The 16,260-nt window shown below is 46.4% G+C and carries 17 protein-coding genes, 1 tRNA gene and 2 pseudogenes; 9 read left to right on the top strand and 11 right to left on the bottom strand.

Annotated elements, in window-relative coordinates; all coding sequences use genetic code 11:
• Nucleotides 1-32: 32 nt before the first annotated feature.
• Nucleotides 33-269: a hypothetical protein gene (locus tag GY683_RS01775; protein WP_297287117.1), complete on the bottom strand. Its 237-nt coding sequence runs from the start codon at nt 267-269 to the stop codon at nt 33-35.
• Nucleotides 270-564: 295 nt separating this feature from the next.
• Here GY683_RS01775 and GY683_RS01770 point away from each other — a divergent pair, with 295 nt between their 5' ends.
• From GY683_RS01770 to GY683_RS01760, 3 genes are read left to right on the top strand one after another with little or no spacing between them, the layout of a single operon-like run.
• Nucleotides 565-1,023: a low molecular weight protein-tyrosine-phosphatase gene (locus GY683_RS01770; protein WP_297287116.1), complete on the top strand. Its 459-nt coding sequence runs from the start codon at nt 565-567 to the stop codon at nt 1,021-1,023.
• On the top strand, nt 1,016-2,068 hold the full coding sequence (gene murB / locus GY683_RS01765; protein WP_297287115.1) for a UDP-N-acetylmuramate dehydrogenase: 1,053 nt from the start codon (nt 1,016-1,018) through the stop codon (nt 2,066-2,068). Before GY683_RS01770 ends, murB begins: the two co-directional genes overlap by 8 nt.
• 6 nt (nt 2,069-2,074) lie before the next feature.
• Complete coding sequence (locus GY683_RS01760; RefSeq protein WP_297287114.1) at nt 2,075-2,794, top strand: YdcF family protein; 720 nt, start codon at nt 2,075-2,077, stop codon at nt 2,792-2,794.
• Nucleotides 2,795-2,850: 56 nt separating this feature from the next.
• Here GY683_RS01760 and secB read toward each other — a convergent pair whose 3' ends face one another.
• The 5 genes and pseudogenes from secB to GY683_RS09595 all read right to left on the bottom strand — a co-directional run bounded on the left by secB (nt 2,851) and on the right by GY683_RS09595 (nt 6,426).
• Complete coding sequence (secB, locus tag GY683_RS01755; protein ID WP_297287113.1) at nt 2,851-3,288, bottom strand: protein-export chaperone SecB; 438 nt, start codon at nt 3,286-3,288, stop codon at nt 2,851-2,853.
• 40 nt (nt 3,289-3,328) lie between these two features.
• Nucleotides 3,329-3,589, bottom strand: coding sequence for a glutaredoxin domain-containing protein (locus GY683_RS01750; RefSeq protein ID WP_297287112.1), 261 nt, complete (start codon nt 3,587-3,589; stop codon nt 3,329-3,331).
• 100 nt (nt 3,590-3,689) lie between these two features.
• A complete protein-coding gene (locus tag GY683_RS01745; RefSeq protein WP_036365083.1) occupies nt 3,690-4,106 on the bottom strand; it encodes a rhodanese-like domain-containing protein in 417 nt (138 codons plus the stop codon).
• 61 nt (nt 4,107-4,167) lie between these two features.
• The gene (gene rsgA / locus GY683_RS01740) at nt 4,168-5,247 is read right to left on the bottom strand and encodes a ribosome small subunit-dependent GTPase A (protein WP_297287111.1); all 1,080 of its coding nucleotides are present in this window, start codon (nt 5,245-5,247) and stop codon (nt 4,168-4,170) included.
• 95 nt (nt 5,248-5,342) lie between these two features.
• Nucleotides 5,343-6,426, bottom strand: a pseudogene (locus tag GY683_RS09595) (RNA-guided endonuclease InsQ/TnpB family protein).
• Between the two features lie 11 nt (nt 6,427-6,437).
• Here GY683_RS09595 and tnpA point away from each other — a divergent pair.
• Nucleotides 6,438-6,764 (top strand): annotated as a pseudogene (gene tnpA, locus GY683_RS01725) (IS200/IS605 family transposase); the annotation flags it as partial.
• Nucleotides 6,765-6,882: 118 nt separating this feature from the next.
• On the opposite strand, the gene GY683_RS01720 reads toward tnpA, so the two are convergent.
• Both GY683_RS01720 and GY683_RS01715 read right to left on the bottom strand, forming a co-directional pair.
• Nucleotides 6,883-6,973 (bottom strand) — tRNA-Ser (locus GY683_RS01720).
• 76 nt (nt 6,974-7,049) lie between these two features.
• Nucleotides 7,050-8,339 (bottom strand): FAD-dependent monooxygenase, encoded by a 1,290-nt coding sequence (locus GY683_RS01715; RefSeq protein ID WP_297287108.1) that lies wholly within the window; start codon nt 8,337-8,339, stop codon nt 7,050-7,052.
• 193 nt (nt 8,340-8,532) lie between these two features.
• Between GY683_RS01715 and GY683_RS01710 the strand changes: the two genes are divergently transcribed.
• From GY683_RS01710 to GY683_RS01700, 3 genes are all read left to right on the top strand, one after another.
• A complete protein-coding gene (locus GY683_RS01710; RefSeq protein WP_297287107.1) occupies nt 8,533-9,723 on the top strand; it encodes an MFS transporter in 1,191 nt (396 codons plus the stop codon).
• Nucleotides 9,724-9,984: 261 nt separating this feature from the next.
• On the top strand, nt 9,985-11,151 hold the full coding sequence (metK, locus tag GY683_RS01705; RefSeq protein WP_297287106.1) for a methionine adenosyltransferase: 1,167 nt from the start codon (nt 9,985-9,987) through the stop codon (nt 11,149-11,151).
• 75 nt (nt 11,152-11,226) lie between these two features.
• On the top strand, nt 11,227-11,568 hold the full coding sequence (locus tag GY683_RS01700) for a DUF3144 domain-containing protein (RefSeq protein WP_063513765.1): 342 nt from the start codon (nt 11,227-11,229) through the stop codon (nt 11,566-11,568).
• Nucleotides 11,569-11,610: 42 nt separating this feature from the next.
• Here the strand turns inward: GY683_RS01700 and orn are convergent, their stop codons facing one another.
• A complete protein-coding gene (orn, locus tag GY683_RS01695) occupies nt 11,611-12,201 on the bottom strand; it encodes an oligoribonuclease (RefSeq protein WP_297287105.1) in 591 nt (196 codons plus the stop codon).
• Between the two features lie 195 nt (nt 12,202-12,396).
• On the opposite strand from orn, the gene GY683_RS01690 reads away from it, so the two are divergent.
• Nucleotides 12,397-13,026, top strand: a complete 630-nt coding sequence (locus GY683_RS01690) for a DUF2062 domain-containing protein (RefSeq protein ID WP_297287104.1) — start codon at nt 12,397-12,399, stop codon at nt 13,024-13,026.
• Between the two features lie 54 nt (nt 13,027-13,080).
• Here the strand turns inward: GY683_RS01690 and lolD are convergent, their stop codons facing one another.
• Nucleotides 13,081-13,755 (bottom strand): lipoprotein-releasing ABC transporter ATP-binding protein LolD, encoded by a 675-nt coding sequence (lolD, locus tag GY683_RS01685; RefSeq protein WP_297287103.1) that lies wholly within the window; start codon nt 13,753-13,755, stop codon nt 13,081-13,083.
• 10 nt (nt 13,756-13,765) lie between these two features.
• The gene (locus GY683_RS01680) at nt 13,766-15,010 is read right to left on the bottom strand and encodes a lipoprotein-releasing ABC transporter permease subunit (RefSeq protein ID WP_297287102.1); all 1,245 of its coding nucleotides are present in this window, start codon (nt 15,008-15,010) and stop codon (nt 13,766-13,768) included.
• A 175-nt stretch (nt 15,011-15,185) separates the two neighbouring features.
• Here GY683_RS01680 and GY683_RS01675 point away from each other — a divergent pair, with 175 nt between their 5' ends.
• Nucleotides 15,186-16,148: a hypothetical protein gene (locus GY683_RS01675; protein ID WP_297287118.1), complete on the top strand. Its 963-nt coding sequence runs from the start codon at nt 15,186-15,188 to the stop codon at nt 16,146-16,148.
• Nucleotides 16,149-16,260: the final 112 nt, after the last annotated feature.

Raw genomic sequence — 16,260 nt, 5'->3', positions numbered from 1 at the left:
TACGGTGTTTTTTCTATATTCTAGCTTTTAGATTATTTAGCCAGAACGTAACCTGTACCAGCGCCAACCACTGCGCCAACCGCAGCACCTTTGCCGATGTCTTTACGGTCACCATCGCTACGGCTTAATGCGCCGATTGCTGCGCCTGCCATTGTGCTGGCAACGACAGAGTTGCGTGCTTGCGGATCGTTAGCATAAGGACCGCTTGCACAGGCAGTCAATAGTACAGTTGCGCTCAATGCAGCAGTTGTTAATAGTTTACGATTCATCAGATTCTCTCTTAATACTTGGCGTCATTCGCCTTGTTGTGGCTACCCTTGGGGTAGTTAAATGCAAAAGAAATACAAATGTACTCTTTGGTTAATTTTGATGAAATTGTAAGAAAATTAGCTGTCTTAACAATAATCTTAAGTATATTTTATAGGATTATTTGTCGTACATTTAGTAAAGATTATTGCTAAAATCTCACGACACCACTAAAAATAGCCCAAATAATCGCACTCATTCTTGGCGCAATTTATGTTAAAATGAGTCAATTTTTAACACCGAAGAATTCGAATAAACATGCAGCCAACCTCCATCCTTTTTGTCTGCCTTGGTAACATCTGCCGAAGCCCTTCTGCTGAAGCGGTGATGACACACGTCGCACGCGATGCTGGGCTAGACATTCGCTTTGATTCTGCAGGCACGGCAAGCTACCACATCGGCAATCCTCCCGACCCCAGAGCCATCCAAGTGGGTAAAAATTTAAACTACGATCTATCCATGCTACGCGCTCGCCAAGTTACAGCGCAGGATTTTTATGATTTTAATGTGATTTTTGCGATGGATGAGAGCAATTTGAGCAACCTACTTAAGATTGCGCCCAGCGATGCCACTGCCAAAGTAATGATGTTCGATGATAAGGCTGTCGCCGATCCTTATTATGGCGATGTGAGTGATTTTGATGCGATGTTTGAGCACATTGAACAGGCAAGCAGACGTTGGATTGATACATGGAGAGATGGCGATCATCATGGCTAACATTATTAATAATTGCGACCTATCGCACAACAACACAATGGCACTGTCTTGCACCGCGCGCCATGCGATGATTCTAGATAGTAGCGACACACTGGCTGACGACATACGTCATGCCATTGATTTTGCGGCGCAGCACAGCCTACCCTTATTTGTGTTGTCATTCGGCAGCAATGTTATTTTACCAAATGAACTTAATGCGCTTGTACTTCTGCCTAGAATAAAAGACATTAAAGTCCTTGATGACAACGCCTATAGCGTTACATTAGAGGTCGCCTGTGGTGAGAATTGGCACGAATTTATACAAGTCTGCCTAGATAAAGGCTATTACGGACTTGAGAATCTGGCGCTCATTCCAGGACTTGTGGGCGCTTGCCCTGTGCAGAATATTGGCGCTTATGGCGTACAAGTCTCTGATTTTATTACCAAAGTCATCGCTTATGATTTGACCAATGGTCAAAGGCATGAATTTGGGGCGGATGATTGCCAGTTTGATTACCGACACAGTTTTTTTAAGGATAATGAAGGTCGTTATCTTATTAGCCATGCGGTATTTAAACTTCACAAAGACGAGCGCAAAACCCTAACCAACTATGGCGATCTATCCGTCATGGCGCAAGATTTCGCCACCAAAAACGGTCGCGATCTACCGCACCCCATCGACGTCTTTCATGCAGTGGTTGCCATCCGAGAGAGCAAATTACCCAATCCTGCCGTTCTGGCAAATTGCGGTTCGTTCTTTCAAAACCCAATCATCCCAATAGCACAATTCAACACCCTAAAAGCTGAATTTCACGACTTGCCAAGCTATCCGATAGATGATCAAGTCATCAAAGTACCGGCAGGCTGGCTGATTGATAAAGCAGGATTAAAAGGCAAAGGCGTCGCTCCCATCCTAACACACCAAAAACAAGCCCTCGTACTAACCAATCATGCGCCCTACACCGCCACACAGGATGATATCCGTACCGCTCAGGATTTTATCGTGCATACGGTACAGGACAAATTTGGCATTACTTTGGTTCGTGAACCTGTGTGGGTGAAGTAGGTCATCATGCAATCTTGGCGAAGATTTCTCATCCAGCTATGGCGAATGGTGTTTTGCTTAGTACTGACAGCACTGATTGTCGGCGCATTGCCATTTACGCCAATTTTTGCCAATGTCAGTGTTTTTTTCTTAGATGCCTTTAGTAAGGTGACGTTAAGCAGCCCCAAAGAGCCAATCGCCATCACGGTACTAGGTGGTGGTCTGACGCGAGACGATGGGCGCATCATATTAAATCACTACAGCCAGTCTCGCATCAATAGCACCTATCAGCTACACAAGGACACAGGACTACCCATCATCACAAGTGGCGTGGAGTCGCCTTGGTTTGATGACTATCTTAGCAGCCTAAGAAAGTCCGTCACCGCCAGCGATAACGCCAGCATGAACACGTGCGAAAATGCCATCTTCACCGCCAAGCTGCTTGATTATCACGAGCTGACAAAAAGCGTCTATCTGGTCACTGACCGCTATCACATGGCGCGCGCCAGACGCCAATTCGCTCGCGCAGGTGTCGATACCACCCCGCACCCCGCCCCACTGTTTATACCTCTGCAATGGCGAAACCCCGAGAATAACCTCATTCATTCGCGCCGAGCCATCTATGAGATCGCCGCTCTGGCACGCGATATCTTTCGTCCGCAAGAGAACTGCCGAACCGCCGATCAGATCACCCTAGAAGAGATTGGCACACCCAGAAGAAAACCCAAAATCTTCTCACATAACTAATTTTAAACAAAAAAATAAGCAGCCAAAAAGACTGCTTATTTTTATTTAGTGGAGGCTTAGGCGTTACCTTCTACTTCTGCTTGAGCTTGTAGATAAGCTTGATCGAAGTTCACAGGTGCTAGTAGTAGCTGCGGGAAGCTGCCACGAGATACCAAATCACTGATCACTTCACGAGCATATGGGAATAGGATATTTGGGCAATAGGCTTGCTGCAAGTGCGCCAAATCTTCTTCAGGAATGTTGCGTAGCAAGAAAATACCCGCCTGCTGCACTTCTGCGATGTATGCTGTACTGCCGCCGTTTTTTACGGTAACGCTAACTGTAAGAACGACTTCTTTGTGATCTTCATCAAGGTCGTTCGATGCAGTTGCCAGGCTGATGTCCATCTCTGGCTGCCACTCTTTGGTGAATACGTCTGCCGTCGGCACTTCAAAAGAGATGTCCTTAACGTAGATACGCTCAAGACCTAGTTGTGGTTGGACTTGTTCTGTCATGTTAAATTCCTATGATGATCTGGTTAAAATAATAAAAAGCTTAGCTGTTTAGCATCGTATCAAGTTCGCCGCTTTGATTAAGCTTATTAAGCTGATCAAAGCCACCAATGAATGTCTCACCGATGAAGATCTGCGGCACGGTGCGATAGTTATTCGTCTTGGCTGCTACTTCTGCACGCTCTTGGCTGCTCATGTCGTAGACGCTCGTAGAGACGTAATCCACGCCTTTATCGTCAAGTAGCTTTAGCGCCGCGCGGCAGTATGGGCATTCTTCTTTGATGTATAAGGTTGCTTGTGTCATTGGGTTCACTTATTAACAGTTATGAATGATAAAATGGTCAAAATAACCAATTCTTATTTTCATCAATTGGGCTAAAAAATACATTTTCAAGCCCAAAGTGTTATTTTTTCACTTTTGCCACAGCCAATGGAAGTCCTGCCGCCTGATAGCCTTGGATTCCGCCCGAGAGTCGCATGAAGTTTGGCTTACCCACTAGGCTCACCGCAGCACCCGACTGCATGCCAATATCACACACAAAAATCACAGGCTCTTCGATGGCGCGCAGCTCATCTAGGTGATTTTTTAATTCATTAAAAGGGATGTTTCGGCTGCCTGAGATGTGTGATGCTGCAAATTTATTGGCAGGACGAATGTCGATCACGCGCGCACGATGGTTGTTCACCAGCAGTCCTAGCTCGCTTGGCGGAACTTTTCTGCCGTTACGCTTACCTTCCACCATAAAAAACGCGATGATCAGTACCGCCAAAATACCAAATAAAATCGGGTGATTACCCATAAATGTAAACCAACGTTCCACGTTCGCTCCAATTTTAAAAATTCAAAAGCTCTATTATACCGATAAGTACATAAAATTGCACTTATTTTGCCATATTTCTGGCGGACAACGCCCCCATTTTGGCTTCCGCCACCAACTCGTTAAAACTCTCAACGCGTCGCCCAAGAATTTCACCATCGGCCACCGCTTGCCAGAGCGCACAGCCTTTGGCGTTTGGCGCGTGATTACAGTCGCGGAACTGGCATGAACCATTCAAAGCGATCAATTCATCAAAGCCCGTCATGATGTCATCCGCAGACAGATGCCAGATGCCATATTCACGAATGCCAGGCGTATCGATGATGCCGCCTTTATCTAGGTCGCCGTCATCAAATGGCAGCAGGCGGCTGGTCGTCGTGGTGTGCTGACCTAACTGCGAGCCGATGGAGATGATATTGGTGGGTTGATTGACATCGGGCAGGATTTGATTGATTAGGCTGGATTTACCCACGCCAGACTGTCCTGCGAAGATGGTCAGCTTATCCGCCAGCTGCGCCTTTAATTCATCCAGACCATCGTGACTCACACTCGACGTCTGAATCACGTCAAAGCCGTACTGCTCGCCAATCGCTTGATATTCTTGATAAATTTGCTTAACTTCTTCAAAGTCATCCAAGAGATCCGCCTTATTTAGCACCAACAGCGGTCTGACATCGCTTAATCTTGCCACCAACAGATAACGATCGATTAGATTGGTCGCAGGCTTAGGCAGTGGCGCAAATACGATGGCAAGCGTCTCAACATTCGCCGCCACGGGTTTGACTTTATTATATCGATCGGGTCTGGTGATGAGCGTGTGTCGGTCAGACAGCACCTCAATTCGCCCCATCCCCGCGGTCGTATCCACGCTGAATTTCACGCGGTCGCCTGCTGCCATCATCGGTAAATTGGTTCGCGTATGACAGCGCCAAACATCACCAATCTTCAATGCATTCGGCGTAGCATCTTGGAGAAAGTCAGGCAAGACATCAGGAAGATCAGTGATCTGCACATCAAGCTGCTTACCAAAATGCGATACGATCACCCCTGATACCAGCGTCCCATCATCGATGAGCGTGTCTTGGTTTTTTTGGATTTGGCGGGTTTGGTTTTTGGTGAGTTTACGGCGGCGTATTAAGGACATAAATGGCTTATTTGCTTATAAATTCTGTCATTCTAACGTAAATTTATCATTTGAACAATTTTTTATGGCAATTTAAAGCATTGACTTCCCCCTCCCTATCGTTCAGGGGTTCCTTCTACAAGACAGTCAAGCCCGACCACAAGAATGTTCCGACTGGCGTTAATATCTCTATCATGCCATGTGCCACACTTTGCACAAGTCCATTCTCTTATTCCAAGACCTGCTCTACCTTTTGGAATACTAGACATATCGCCACAGCACGAACAAGTTTGGGTAGTGTATTTTTCATTCACGATTTCACAACGGCAACCTGCATTCTTACATTTGTAGGTCAGTTGCTGTTTGAGTTCAAACCAACCTGCATCGCAAACCGATTTGGCGAGTTTGCCTTTTTTATTGTTGAATTGAGTGGTTTTAATATCACCTACCACGATTAGGGCGTTATCCTTGACTAATTGGGTGGTGAATTTGTGAATTAAGTCTTGGCGTGTATTTTTGATTTTGGCGTGGATTGCCTGTACACGCTTCTTTTTATCTGCGCGCTGAGCAATGGCTAACTCTTTGGCATATTTTAGGATTTGTTTGATGGTGAGTTTGCCACCTTTTGAGGTAGTTGCACCGTCTTTTAACCCTAAGTCTATGCCAAGACTACCAGTTCCACACAATTGTTTCGGACAGTCTTTGACGGTAAGGCACGCATACCAACGATTACGGCTGTCTTGGACAATGTCGCAAGTGTTGATTTGATATAGTGATAGATTGTAGCTATCCCAAGACATCAATGATAAGTTTTTGTCCTTTGGCCAGACTTAGTTGCAGGGTTGATTTTAAGCCCTTTTTGCCTGTTTGGTGAGTAGCGATGTGTTTAATGGCGGATTGTTTAAAAGGTAGCCAACCTAACGATTTTCGTTTAGACTTTGGGTTGTTGGTACGCCAGTTAAGTTTTGCTTTTTTAAATTGCTTTCTTGATTTGGCGTGAGTTTCATTGATGGCTTGAATAGTTTGAGAGTGCAAGCCTAAGTATTCAACGCTACCTTTGGTGTATTCGTTTAGGTCATACGCAGACAAGAATTTACCTGTTCTTTGTAGGTATTTGTAACTTAAATCATTAACATAATTCCACACGAAATTGACCGAACCGCTTAGGCGGTTTAGTTGGTCTGTGTGTTTGTCTTTGATGCGTAACTTGAGTGTTTACCAAAGAGATTTTAGACGATATGCAAGGCATTTTTGAGGAAGTCTGCTCAAAGTTTGAGGCACAATTAGTTGAGTTTGACGGTGAATGCGACCATGTGCATTTATTGGTGGTTTATCCGCCTAAAGTGGCTATTTCTAGTTTGGTGAATAGTTTAAAAGGTGTTTCTAGCCGTTTGTTGCGTAAGAAAGAATATCCATCCATCAAAGGGCAGTTATGGGATGATGCGTTGTGGTCGCCTAGCTATTTTGCAGGTAGTTGTGGCGGTGCGGAGGTAGAGATTATCCGCCAGTACATTGAACAGCAAAATACACCTCACTAAATACCATCTTTGTGTAAGCATGGTTATGGGGTTGCCTTATATCCACCGCCTGAAGTCGGTGGTTTTACGGCAACGACAGATAAAAAAACCACCTAATGAATAGATGGTTTTTATATGATGGCGGAAGCTGAGAGATTCGAACTCTCGGTGGGCTACAAACCCACGCCGGTTTTCAAGACCGGTGCATTCAACCGCTCTGCCAAGCTTCCGTAGGCGTGTATTATAGCGGTTTTTTATGAGATTGCAAGCGTTTTTTAAGTTTTTACAAAAATTTTATGACACCCATTAAGATTTCAATCCCATGGCATAAGTCGCCACCAAAGGCTTAATTCCTGGCACTTTATCAAAGGCAATCAGACCCATGTTACGCATGAACTTCATCACAGGGTTAGGGTGGGTGAAGCTGCCAACGACCGTATCGCAGAACTTGATGACGCGCTTTTGGTCTTTTTGACGCGCCTGCTCATAAGCACGAAGATTGGCATAATTACCAAAATCATAATCCGCATGGCGATTTTTCTCGTGCGCAAGCATATTTACCAAGGCATGTGCATCTCTTAGGCATAGGTTAAAACCCTGCCCCGCCACAGGATGCAGGGTGTGCGCCGCATTTCCCATGATGACGCAGCGACCGACCACCTGTCTGTGCGCCAATACTCGGCTCAGCGGATAAGCACCACGGCGCCCCACCGCCACGAAGCGACCCGCGTCATTGCCAAATACTTCTTGTAAAGTATTCATAAAATACGCATCGTCATTAAGATAGCGATCTTCTTCACCTGCCTTGCAGATGAATACGACTGAACGGCGATAGCCCTGCGTTGTACCATCCATACCATCACCGCGTCCGTCTGTCAGTGGCAGTACCGCCAACGGTCCGACAGCGGAAAATTTCTCAATGCCGATGTGACCATGCGGCTTATCAGTCTGAGCCACACCAACGATGCCCACCTGACCATAGTCGTGTGTATCCGCGCCGACCTTCAAAATTTGACGGCTGATAGAATCCCTCCCATCGCACGCCACAACCAAGGGCGCAGACAGCTCTTTGGTTTTGCCATCTTGGTTAAACACAACCATCGCAAGCTTATCATCTTGGCGAATGTCGATGACGTTCGCACCATCAATGAGCGTGATGAATTCGCTCGCCTGCACCGCCAGCAGCAACTGACGACCCAGCCAAGCATTCTCCATCACCTGCCCAAAGCTCTCCACACCTTCTGCAGCCTTATCTAGTTTTGCCCGTCCAAAACTGCCAAGCTCACTGATCTTTACAGCATCAATTCGACAGGCATGACTCTGTAAGCTCTCCCAGAGTCCTATCTCAGTATAAATCTGCACCGTACGTCTTGATAGTGCAGTATTGCGACTGTCCAGATATTCCGAACGCGCCACATCATCATCAGGGCTGATGGTCGGGTATTTAAACTGCTCAATGAGCGTACTATAAATACCATGATGCGCCAATAGTAGCGCAAAAGACAGCCCAACTTGACCGCCGCCGATGATCAATACATGGTTATTGACGTAGTTATTATTACTCGTGGCATCATAAGTTTGATTGGTTTCGCTCATTGCTATACATCCTCAAAAAACTGCCTAAATTGTATCACAGTCCATCCTAAAGTCGATGCACCAAAAGGATTATTTTAAAATCCCTCGATTATCTTTTTGATAGCACGCAATAATTTGATGCAAATCAACGCCAAAAGCGCATGGCAAGCCCCAAAAATCATGCTACAATACCCACTTTTAACCCAAGAACATCATGAATACCCAGCCCACCGCCCTTCGACAACCCACTTTCATCGAGAAATTCACCGTTGCGATGATTGGGTTTTTTGCATTTTTGCAGGTGTATTCGGTGCAGGCGATTTTACCTGTGTTGATGGCGGATTTTGCCGCATCCGAGGTGGCAATTGGCGTGGCGGTTGGGGCGACAGTCATGGCGATTGCGATGATGTCGCCATTCATGGGCATGCTGTCCGACGCTTTTGGGCGAAAGATATTCATCGTAGGTTCGCTGTTATTGCTCGCCATACCGACCGGCATGATTGGGGTGAGCGGTACGGTGGATGAGCTGTCAATATGGCGATTCTTACAGGGACTGGCTGTGCCTGGTATTACGGTGGTACTGATCGCCTATGTCAGCGAAGAATACAGCAGCCACATGGCGCAGATGATGAGCCTGTACGTGGCAGGGACGGTGCTTGGCGGCTTTAGTGGGCGGTTCTTTGCGGGCCATCTACACGAGCTGATCGGTTGGCGCTATGGCTATGGCGTGATGGCGGTCTGCACACTCATCGGAGCGTTATGGGCATTCAAAGCCCTGCCATCATCAAAAAACTTCATCAAAAGCGATAATTTTAAACACTCGCTTGCGTTGTTATTATCACACACCAAGAACCTACAGGTCATGAGTGCCTGTCTATTGGGCGGCTGCGTCCTGTTCTCGCTCGTGGGCTGCTTTACCTTTATCAACCTACATTTGGCGGATGAACCCTATCATCTAAACGCCTCTCACCTTGCTAATATCTTCTCTTTATACTTAATCGGCATGGTCATCACTCCCTTATCGGGCAAATTCATCGCCAAATTCGGCATGACCAACGTCATCATCGGCGCAGTGATCTGTTCTATGATTGGTCTGTTCATCACATTAAGTGCGCCGTTATGGCTGATCATCGTCGGACTGACCGTCATGTCATCAGGGGTGTTCATCACACAAGCCGCCACCATCAGCTACATCGGCAGTCATGTTACCGAAGGTCGATCGCTCGCCTCAGGGCTGTATTATATGGGCTACTACGGCGGTGGCAGTATCGGCGCGTGGGCGTGTGCGATTGCTTATGCCAAAGGCGCTTGGGGGCTTACGGTCGCAATGATCGTTGTCGTTCAAGTGTTCGCGCTGATGGTCGTATTATTCATGAAAAAATCCGCCAACAGTCGAGCCGCCTAATAATCAATATTTTTCAACCAAGCATGAAAAATATTCATTGGAAATTCACCCCAAAATAGCGTATAATTTTCCGCCAAATATCTGTAGCAGCCTGCGATTTATAATGCTTGCTTTCTCGAGCATTTAATCATTCGCATGGCTTATCTACCTCTTAATCACTTCATCTTTTGTGCGTTCGGTCAAGCTGTATCACGACCATTCTGTCAAGCCTAGAAAAGCCACCAGAATTCGCATGAATTTTATCTTTATAAGTTTGTTTTTATGAATTATTCAGTATTTACCTCCGAATCTGTCTCAGAAGGTCATCCTGACAAGATGGCAGACCAAATCTCCGACGCGCTGCTTGATGCCATCTTAACCGAAGACAAAGACGCACGTGTCGCTTGTGAGACCCTCACCAAGACTGGCGCCGTGGTGCTAGCTGGCGAGATCAGTACTCATGCGAACATCGACATCGAAGGCATCGTGCGTGCCACTGTTAATAAGATTGGCTATAATCACAGCGATCTAGGCTTTGACGGTAATAGCTGCGCGGTCATTAACATGATTGGCAAACAATCCCCCGAAATCGCTCAAGGCGTCGACAGACAACGCCCAGAAGACCAAGGCGCAGGCGACCAAGGTCTGATGTTCGGCTATGCCACGAATGAGACGGACGTGCTGATGCCAGCGCCCATCCAGCTAAGCCATCGTCTGATGGAGCGCCAAGCACAGCTTCGCAAAGATGGTACGCTAGACTGGTTGCGCCCTGATGCTAAGGCTCAGATTACCCTACGTTATGACGCCAATCACAAACCAATCGCCGTCGATGCATTGGTATTATCAACACAGCATCACCCAGACATCAGCTATGATGCACTCAAAGAAGCCGTCATGGAAGAGATCATCAAGCCGGTCATTCCAAGCGAACTGCTTCACAAAGACACGCTATACCACATCAACCCGACTGGTAAATTCGTCATCGGTGGTCCTGTTGGCGATGCTGGCCTAACAGGTCGCAAAATCATCGTTGATACTTATGGCGGTATGGCGCGCCATGGCGGTGGCGCTTTTAGTGGTAAAGACCCAAGTAAAGTCGATCGCAGCGCCGCCTATGCTGGTCGCTACGTGGCTAAGAACATCGTCGCGGCAGGTCTGGCAGATCGCTGTGAAGTTCAAGTATCTTATGCCATCGGTGTCGCTGAGCCAACCTCTATCTCTGTGAACACCTTCAACACAGGTAAGATCAGCGATAACGAGATCGAACGCTTGATTCGCGCTCATTTTGACTTACGCCCTTATGGCATCACTCGCATGCTTGACCTACTACAGCCCATGTACGAAATCACCGCAAGCTATGGGCACTTTGGTCGTAGCGGCTCAGACCATGCGTTCACCTGGGAAAAAACCGATCGCGCTGATGCACTGCGTGCCGATGCAGGGTTGTAATTTTATACATCATCGCAATATAAAGGGTGTTTGACACCCTTTTTTATTTAAATTTGACAATATTTGGACATTCACATGACTGAACAAACCCAAGACAACAAACCAAGCATCAGCCCAGAAGAATTCAACGCGCAAATGACGGCATTCTATGAGCGTGCTGACGCCTTTATCAACCTAGCCAACAGTCAGCTGTCGCCACAGTCACACGCAGGACAAGTTGGCTCATCTCTGCTATACGCCGCAGCCCGTTACAGTGCCTCGGTGGCATCGATTGGCTTTACTAAGGGCGCAGATTTTGAAAAAGAAAAAGACGACATCATCAAATTCTACACCGCCCAATATGAACAAATGCTCTCGGACAACCTTGATGATTACATCAAAAACTTCGATAAATACACCAACATTGGCAAACAATAAACAAGAAAAACCGCTATTAATTAGCGGTTTTTATCATTTGGCTCAATCAAGCAATTTAAAAAAGTGTTCGCGATAATGGCGCAATTCGCGAATCGAATCACGAATGTCATCAAGCGCCAAGTGTGCACCACCTTTTTGGTAGCCACTTGCCACATCAGGACGCCAGCGATAGCACAGCTCTTTGATGCTCGACACGTCCAGATTGCGATAGTGGAAATAACGCTCAAGTCGTGGCATCTGACGCGCCAAGAAACGACGGTCTTGGCAAATGGAGTTACCACACATCGGTGACACCCCTTCATCACACCACTTCGCCAAGAATTCCAGCGTGGCGTTCTCAGCATCCTCTAGGGTCATCGTGCTACGACGTACGCGATCAATCAGTCCTGACTGTCCGTGTTGCTTCTTATTCCAATCATCCATGCCGTTTAGGACGACGTCAGACACCTTGATGGCAACCACAGGTCCTTCTGCCAAGATGTTCAGATTGTCATCTGTCACGATGGTGGCGATCTCGATGATCTCATCATTCAATGTATCTAGACCTGTCATCTCAAGGTCGATCCAAATCAGGGCTTTTTTGGTAGGTTTTTTGGATGGTTTTGGATGCTTGATGTGTACTTTATCGTTCATTTTTGACTCTTTATGATATTTTGTGAAATGATGCAGCGCATTTTATCACACCTTAGGCAGGCTTTGCAGTTAGGATGGATATTTTTGATAAATAATCATTGTGGTTTTGGGATTTGCCACCATATACATACAAAAGCCACTTCATGATGGTGTGCTTTTTTGGTATAATTTCCTTTTTTGATTCCATGGACAGACATGCCTAAGCAGAAACTAAAAAAATGGCTGCCAACCCCAGAGAAGCTCCGCGAAAGCCGAGTCGTGGGATGGTTTGCGCCATTTTTGGCTGACCCTCGCCTTTGGCAGATGAATCGCGGTGCGCTGACGCGTGCGGTTTATATTGGCGTGCTGTGCGCATTTTTTCCACTGCCTGGTCAGATGCCGCTTGCCATCGCTGGCGCCCTACTGCTGCGTGCAAATATCCCCATGGCTGTGGCACTAACTTGGATCACCAACCCCTTAACTACCATTCCTGTATTTTGGCTGGCTTATTCGGTGGGTGCATTCTTGATTGGCGAGCCGATGATTGGCATTCGCACGGTGGGCGTGATCGTTGCGGATTTCTCATTATGGATGACAGGACATGGGGTCAATCCTTTCTCCAATCACCTGTTTTCCCTCAAAGCTTTCATCGTAGGGCTTATTGTCTGTGCCGTTGTCACTAGCATCGCGATGGGACTGTTATTCAACTTTATATTACAATATCGCATCGTCGCCAGCTGGCAAAAACGGCTTGGCTATAATGCCAGTGCACCGCGCTTTCATACCCAAAAAGGTCATAAAATGCGCGATGCCAAAGACAACGAACCAGAAGATTTTTCTATCTGATCCACCCAATAAAAAACGCCTTAATTGGCGTCTTTTATTTCACTAAAGCAACAGCTAAACCCATTGACCGCTTCTCATCTCAAGCTGTCTGTCCGCCATCGCTGCCAGACTTCTGTCATGAGTCACCATAAGGAGCGCCGTCCCAAAGCTGTGCTGAAGCTCAGACAGCAAGTCAAACACCGCGCGGGCATTATCATCATCCAAATTACCCGTAGGCTCATCTGCCAAGATCAGCGCAGGATTAGTTACGAGCGCACGAGCAATCGCCACACGCTGACGCTCACCACCCGACAGCTCACTTGGTCGATGATGCGTGCGATGTGACAGACCGACTTTATCAAGTAAAGCATTCGCCCTATCTCTTGCCTCGCTGATTGATACATCCTTGCGCATCAGAAGTGGCATCGCGACATTCTCAGTGGCGGTAAATTCAGCAAGCAGATGATGAAACTGGTAAATAAACCCAAGATACTCATTACGCAAATTACCACGCTCAGTTTCATTGAGCTTACTTAAGCAATGCCCCTTGATCCATACCTCGCCTGTGGTCGGCATGTCAAGCCCGCCAAGCAAATGTAGCAACGTACTCTTACCCGAGCCACTGCTGCCCACGATGGCAACACGCTCCCCAGCATTGATCGTCAGGTCCAGCCCGGTTAGTACGGAAGTGGTGATTTTACCCTCATCATAGACCTTGCTGATGTTTTTGGCTTCTAAAATTACAGTCATCTCATCGTCCTTATTCATAGCGCAATGTCTGAGCAGGCTGAATGCGCGCAGCTCGTAGTGCAGGGTAAATCGTCATCGCAAAGCTAAGCAAGAAAGAAGCAACCACAATAATAACCACATCCGACACTTTAATATAAGATGGTAAGAAGTCCACAGGATAAGCACCTGATGTCATCAATGACACACCAAACAGCTGGCTGATATACACCACAATGTCATTTACCGTCAGAGCCAGCGTCACGCCCAGAATCGTACCAAGCACGGTGCCAATCACACCAATGATCATCCCTTGGACAATGAACACCTGCATGATCAGCTTCGGTGATGCACCAAAAGTCTTTAAAATCGCGATGTCTGATTTCTTATCGGTTACCAGCATGATGAGACTTGAGACGATGTTAAACGCCGCCACGATCACGATCAAGAACAACAGCAGCCCAATGATGGACTTTTCCATCTTAATCGCATCGAACAGATTGCCATGCGTGGTCGTCCAGTCATTGGCGAATAATCTGTCGCTGTCGAGACTTGCAGCTTGGTTGGCGGCTTGTGGCGCTTTAAAAATATCATTCATCAGCATGCGAATGCCCTGCGCACCCTCTGGCAATCTTAGCATAACGCCAGCGTCACGCATCGCCACAAAGCCCATCAGACCATCCACTTCTTTGCTGATGCTAAAAGTACCAACCACCGTAAAACGTTTAAATCTAGGAATCACCCCTGCCGCTGATGGCGATGCCTCTGGCAATACCAAAGTCACCTTATCGCCCAGACCCACACCCATCGCCTGCGTCATGCTCTCACCAAGCACAATGCCAAACTCACCAGCTTTAAGGTTATCAAGACTGCCTTGAGTGATATAATCGTCCACGATTGAGACATCCTTTTCAAGGCTTGGCTCGATGCCCGACACCATCACACCTGACACCTGCCCATTCGCCGCAAGCATGCCTTGAAGCTGGATAAATGGCGCGGTCGCCTTTACGTTCTTATCATTCTCTGTGATCTTTGTGGACAGCTCTTGCCAGTCTGGAATGATTTCATAAGACATGACAGAAGCTTGTGGAATCATACCAAGTATTCGGTTCTTAATCTCTCGATCAAAGCCATTCATCACAGATAGCACCGTAATAAGCACCGCCACACCCAAGGTCAACCCTATCATTGAAATGAGTGAAATAAACGAAATAAAGCCGTTTTTACGTTCAGCTCTGGTATATCTTAATCCGATAAATAAAGCCAAAGGACGAAACATATCAATTTCTCAAAATAAATAAACACCATAGTTTACACCATTTGCCCTGTTTTGACAGCGATTTTAAGAAGCTTTGACAAATTTTCACAAAATTTCGCAAGATTGATGATTTTGGCTTGATTTTTTGTATTAAATCCCTTATTAAAGTAGCAGATTTTTTTAGAATATGACTACAATCATGAATCAAATACGCTACACTTACAAGCACGAAGTACCACCAACCAAGGTTGACTTGCCTTGTGATAAGAACGCAGGTCACGGCGATCATTGGGCGATCTTGACGGATAATATCGCAGACGATGTACCGACTTGGCTACAATCGATGCTAGAGACAGCCACCATTCCAAGCGCCCTCACCCAAAGTCGCCCATCGGATAATAAACTACTCATTGCCAATGACACGCCTTGTCACATCAATCAGATCCTAAAGCTTGAAAATGGCACCCCTCAAGCATTCATTAATGCTTTTCCCGCTGTAGATAGCCCATATGGCGTTGAGTGCCACATCGAGCGCGTCATCCGCTGTGACTCGACCTCTGATGCTATTTTACGTCTAAAGACAACAGATGGTGCTGTCATCTATGCCTTTGATCAGCTGTACGCAATCAACCGTACAGAATATAAGACACCTAAGACTTATTATGTGAATTTTAGTGCATGGGCGTATAACATCGAACCTAGCGATCAGAATGAGACGATTCTCATTGAAGATCCTGATGCCATTCGTTACCATCGTGCATTCAATGACATCGTTAGTAATAACGGCGGTGAGGTACCAGATAATATCGATGAGCAGATTCTTGCGTGGCAGCCTAGTGATTTGGCAGATGGTGAAGCTCTAGCACCTGTTGAGATTAATTATGGTCATAGCTGCATTTATCTGTTCGGTGAGACCTTCGGTCAAGAAGATGAAGCATGGTGTCAAGGTCAAGTGCTAGGCATCAGCCATACCAAGTTCTTTAATAAAGATATCACGCTATTTGATGTTGTGATTCTGCGCGAACCTGATGCTCAGCCATTGGTGGTACGTATGGCAGCACCAACTACCGATAAGACCGCCGCCATCCAAACCCATGATTATATTCAAGCAAATATCTGGCTACAGGCTGCAATTTACGCCGACAACCAAAAACCTTAAGGGTAATTAATAACCAAAGAACCGATCATTGATCGGTTCTTTTTATGTCAATAGATAATGTTTTATAAACTAATAAAAAAGAGCCGAATAATCGGCTCTTTTGCTGAATTAT

It is taken from the genome of Moraxella sp. (assembly GCF_024227015.1).
Lineage (GTDB): Bacteria > Pseudomonadota > Gammaproteobacteria > Pseudomonadales > Moraxellaceae > Moraxella.
This window is presented reverse-complemented; position numbering and strand designations above follow the sequence as displayed.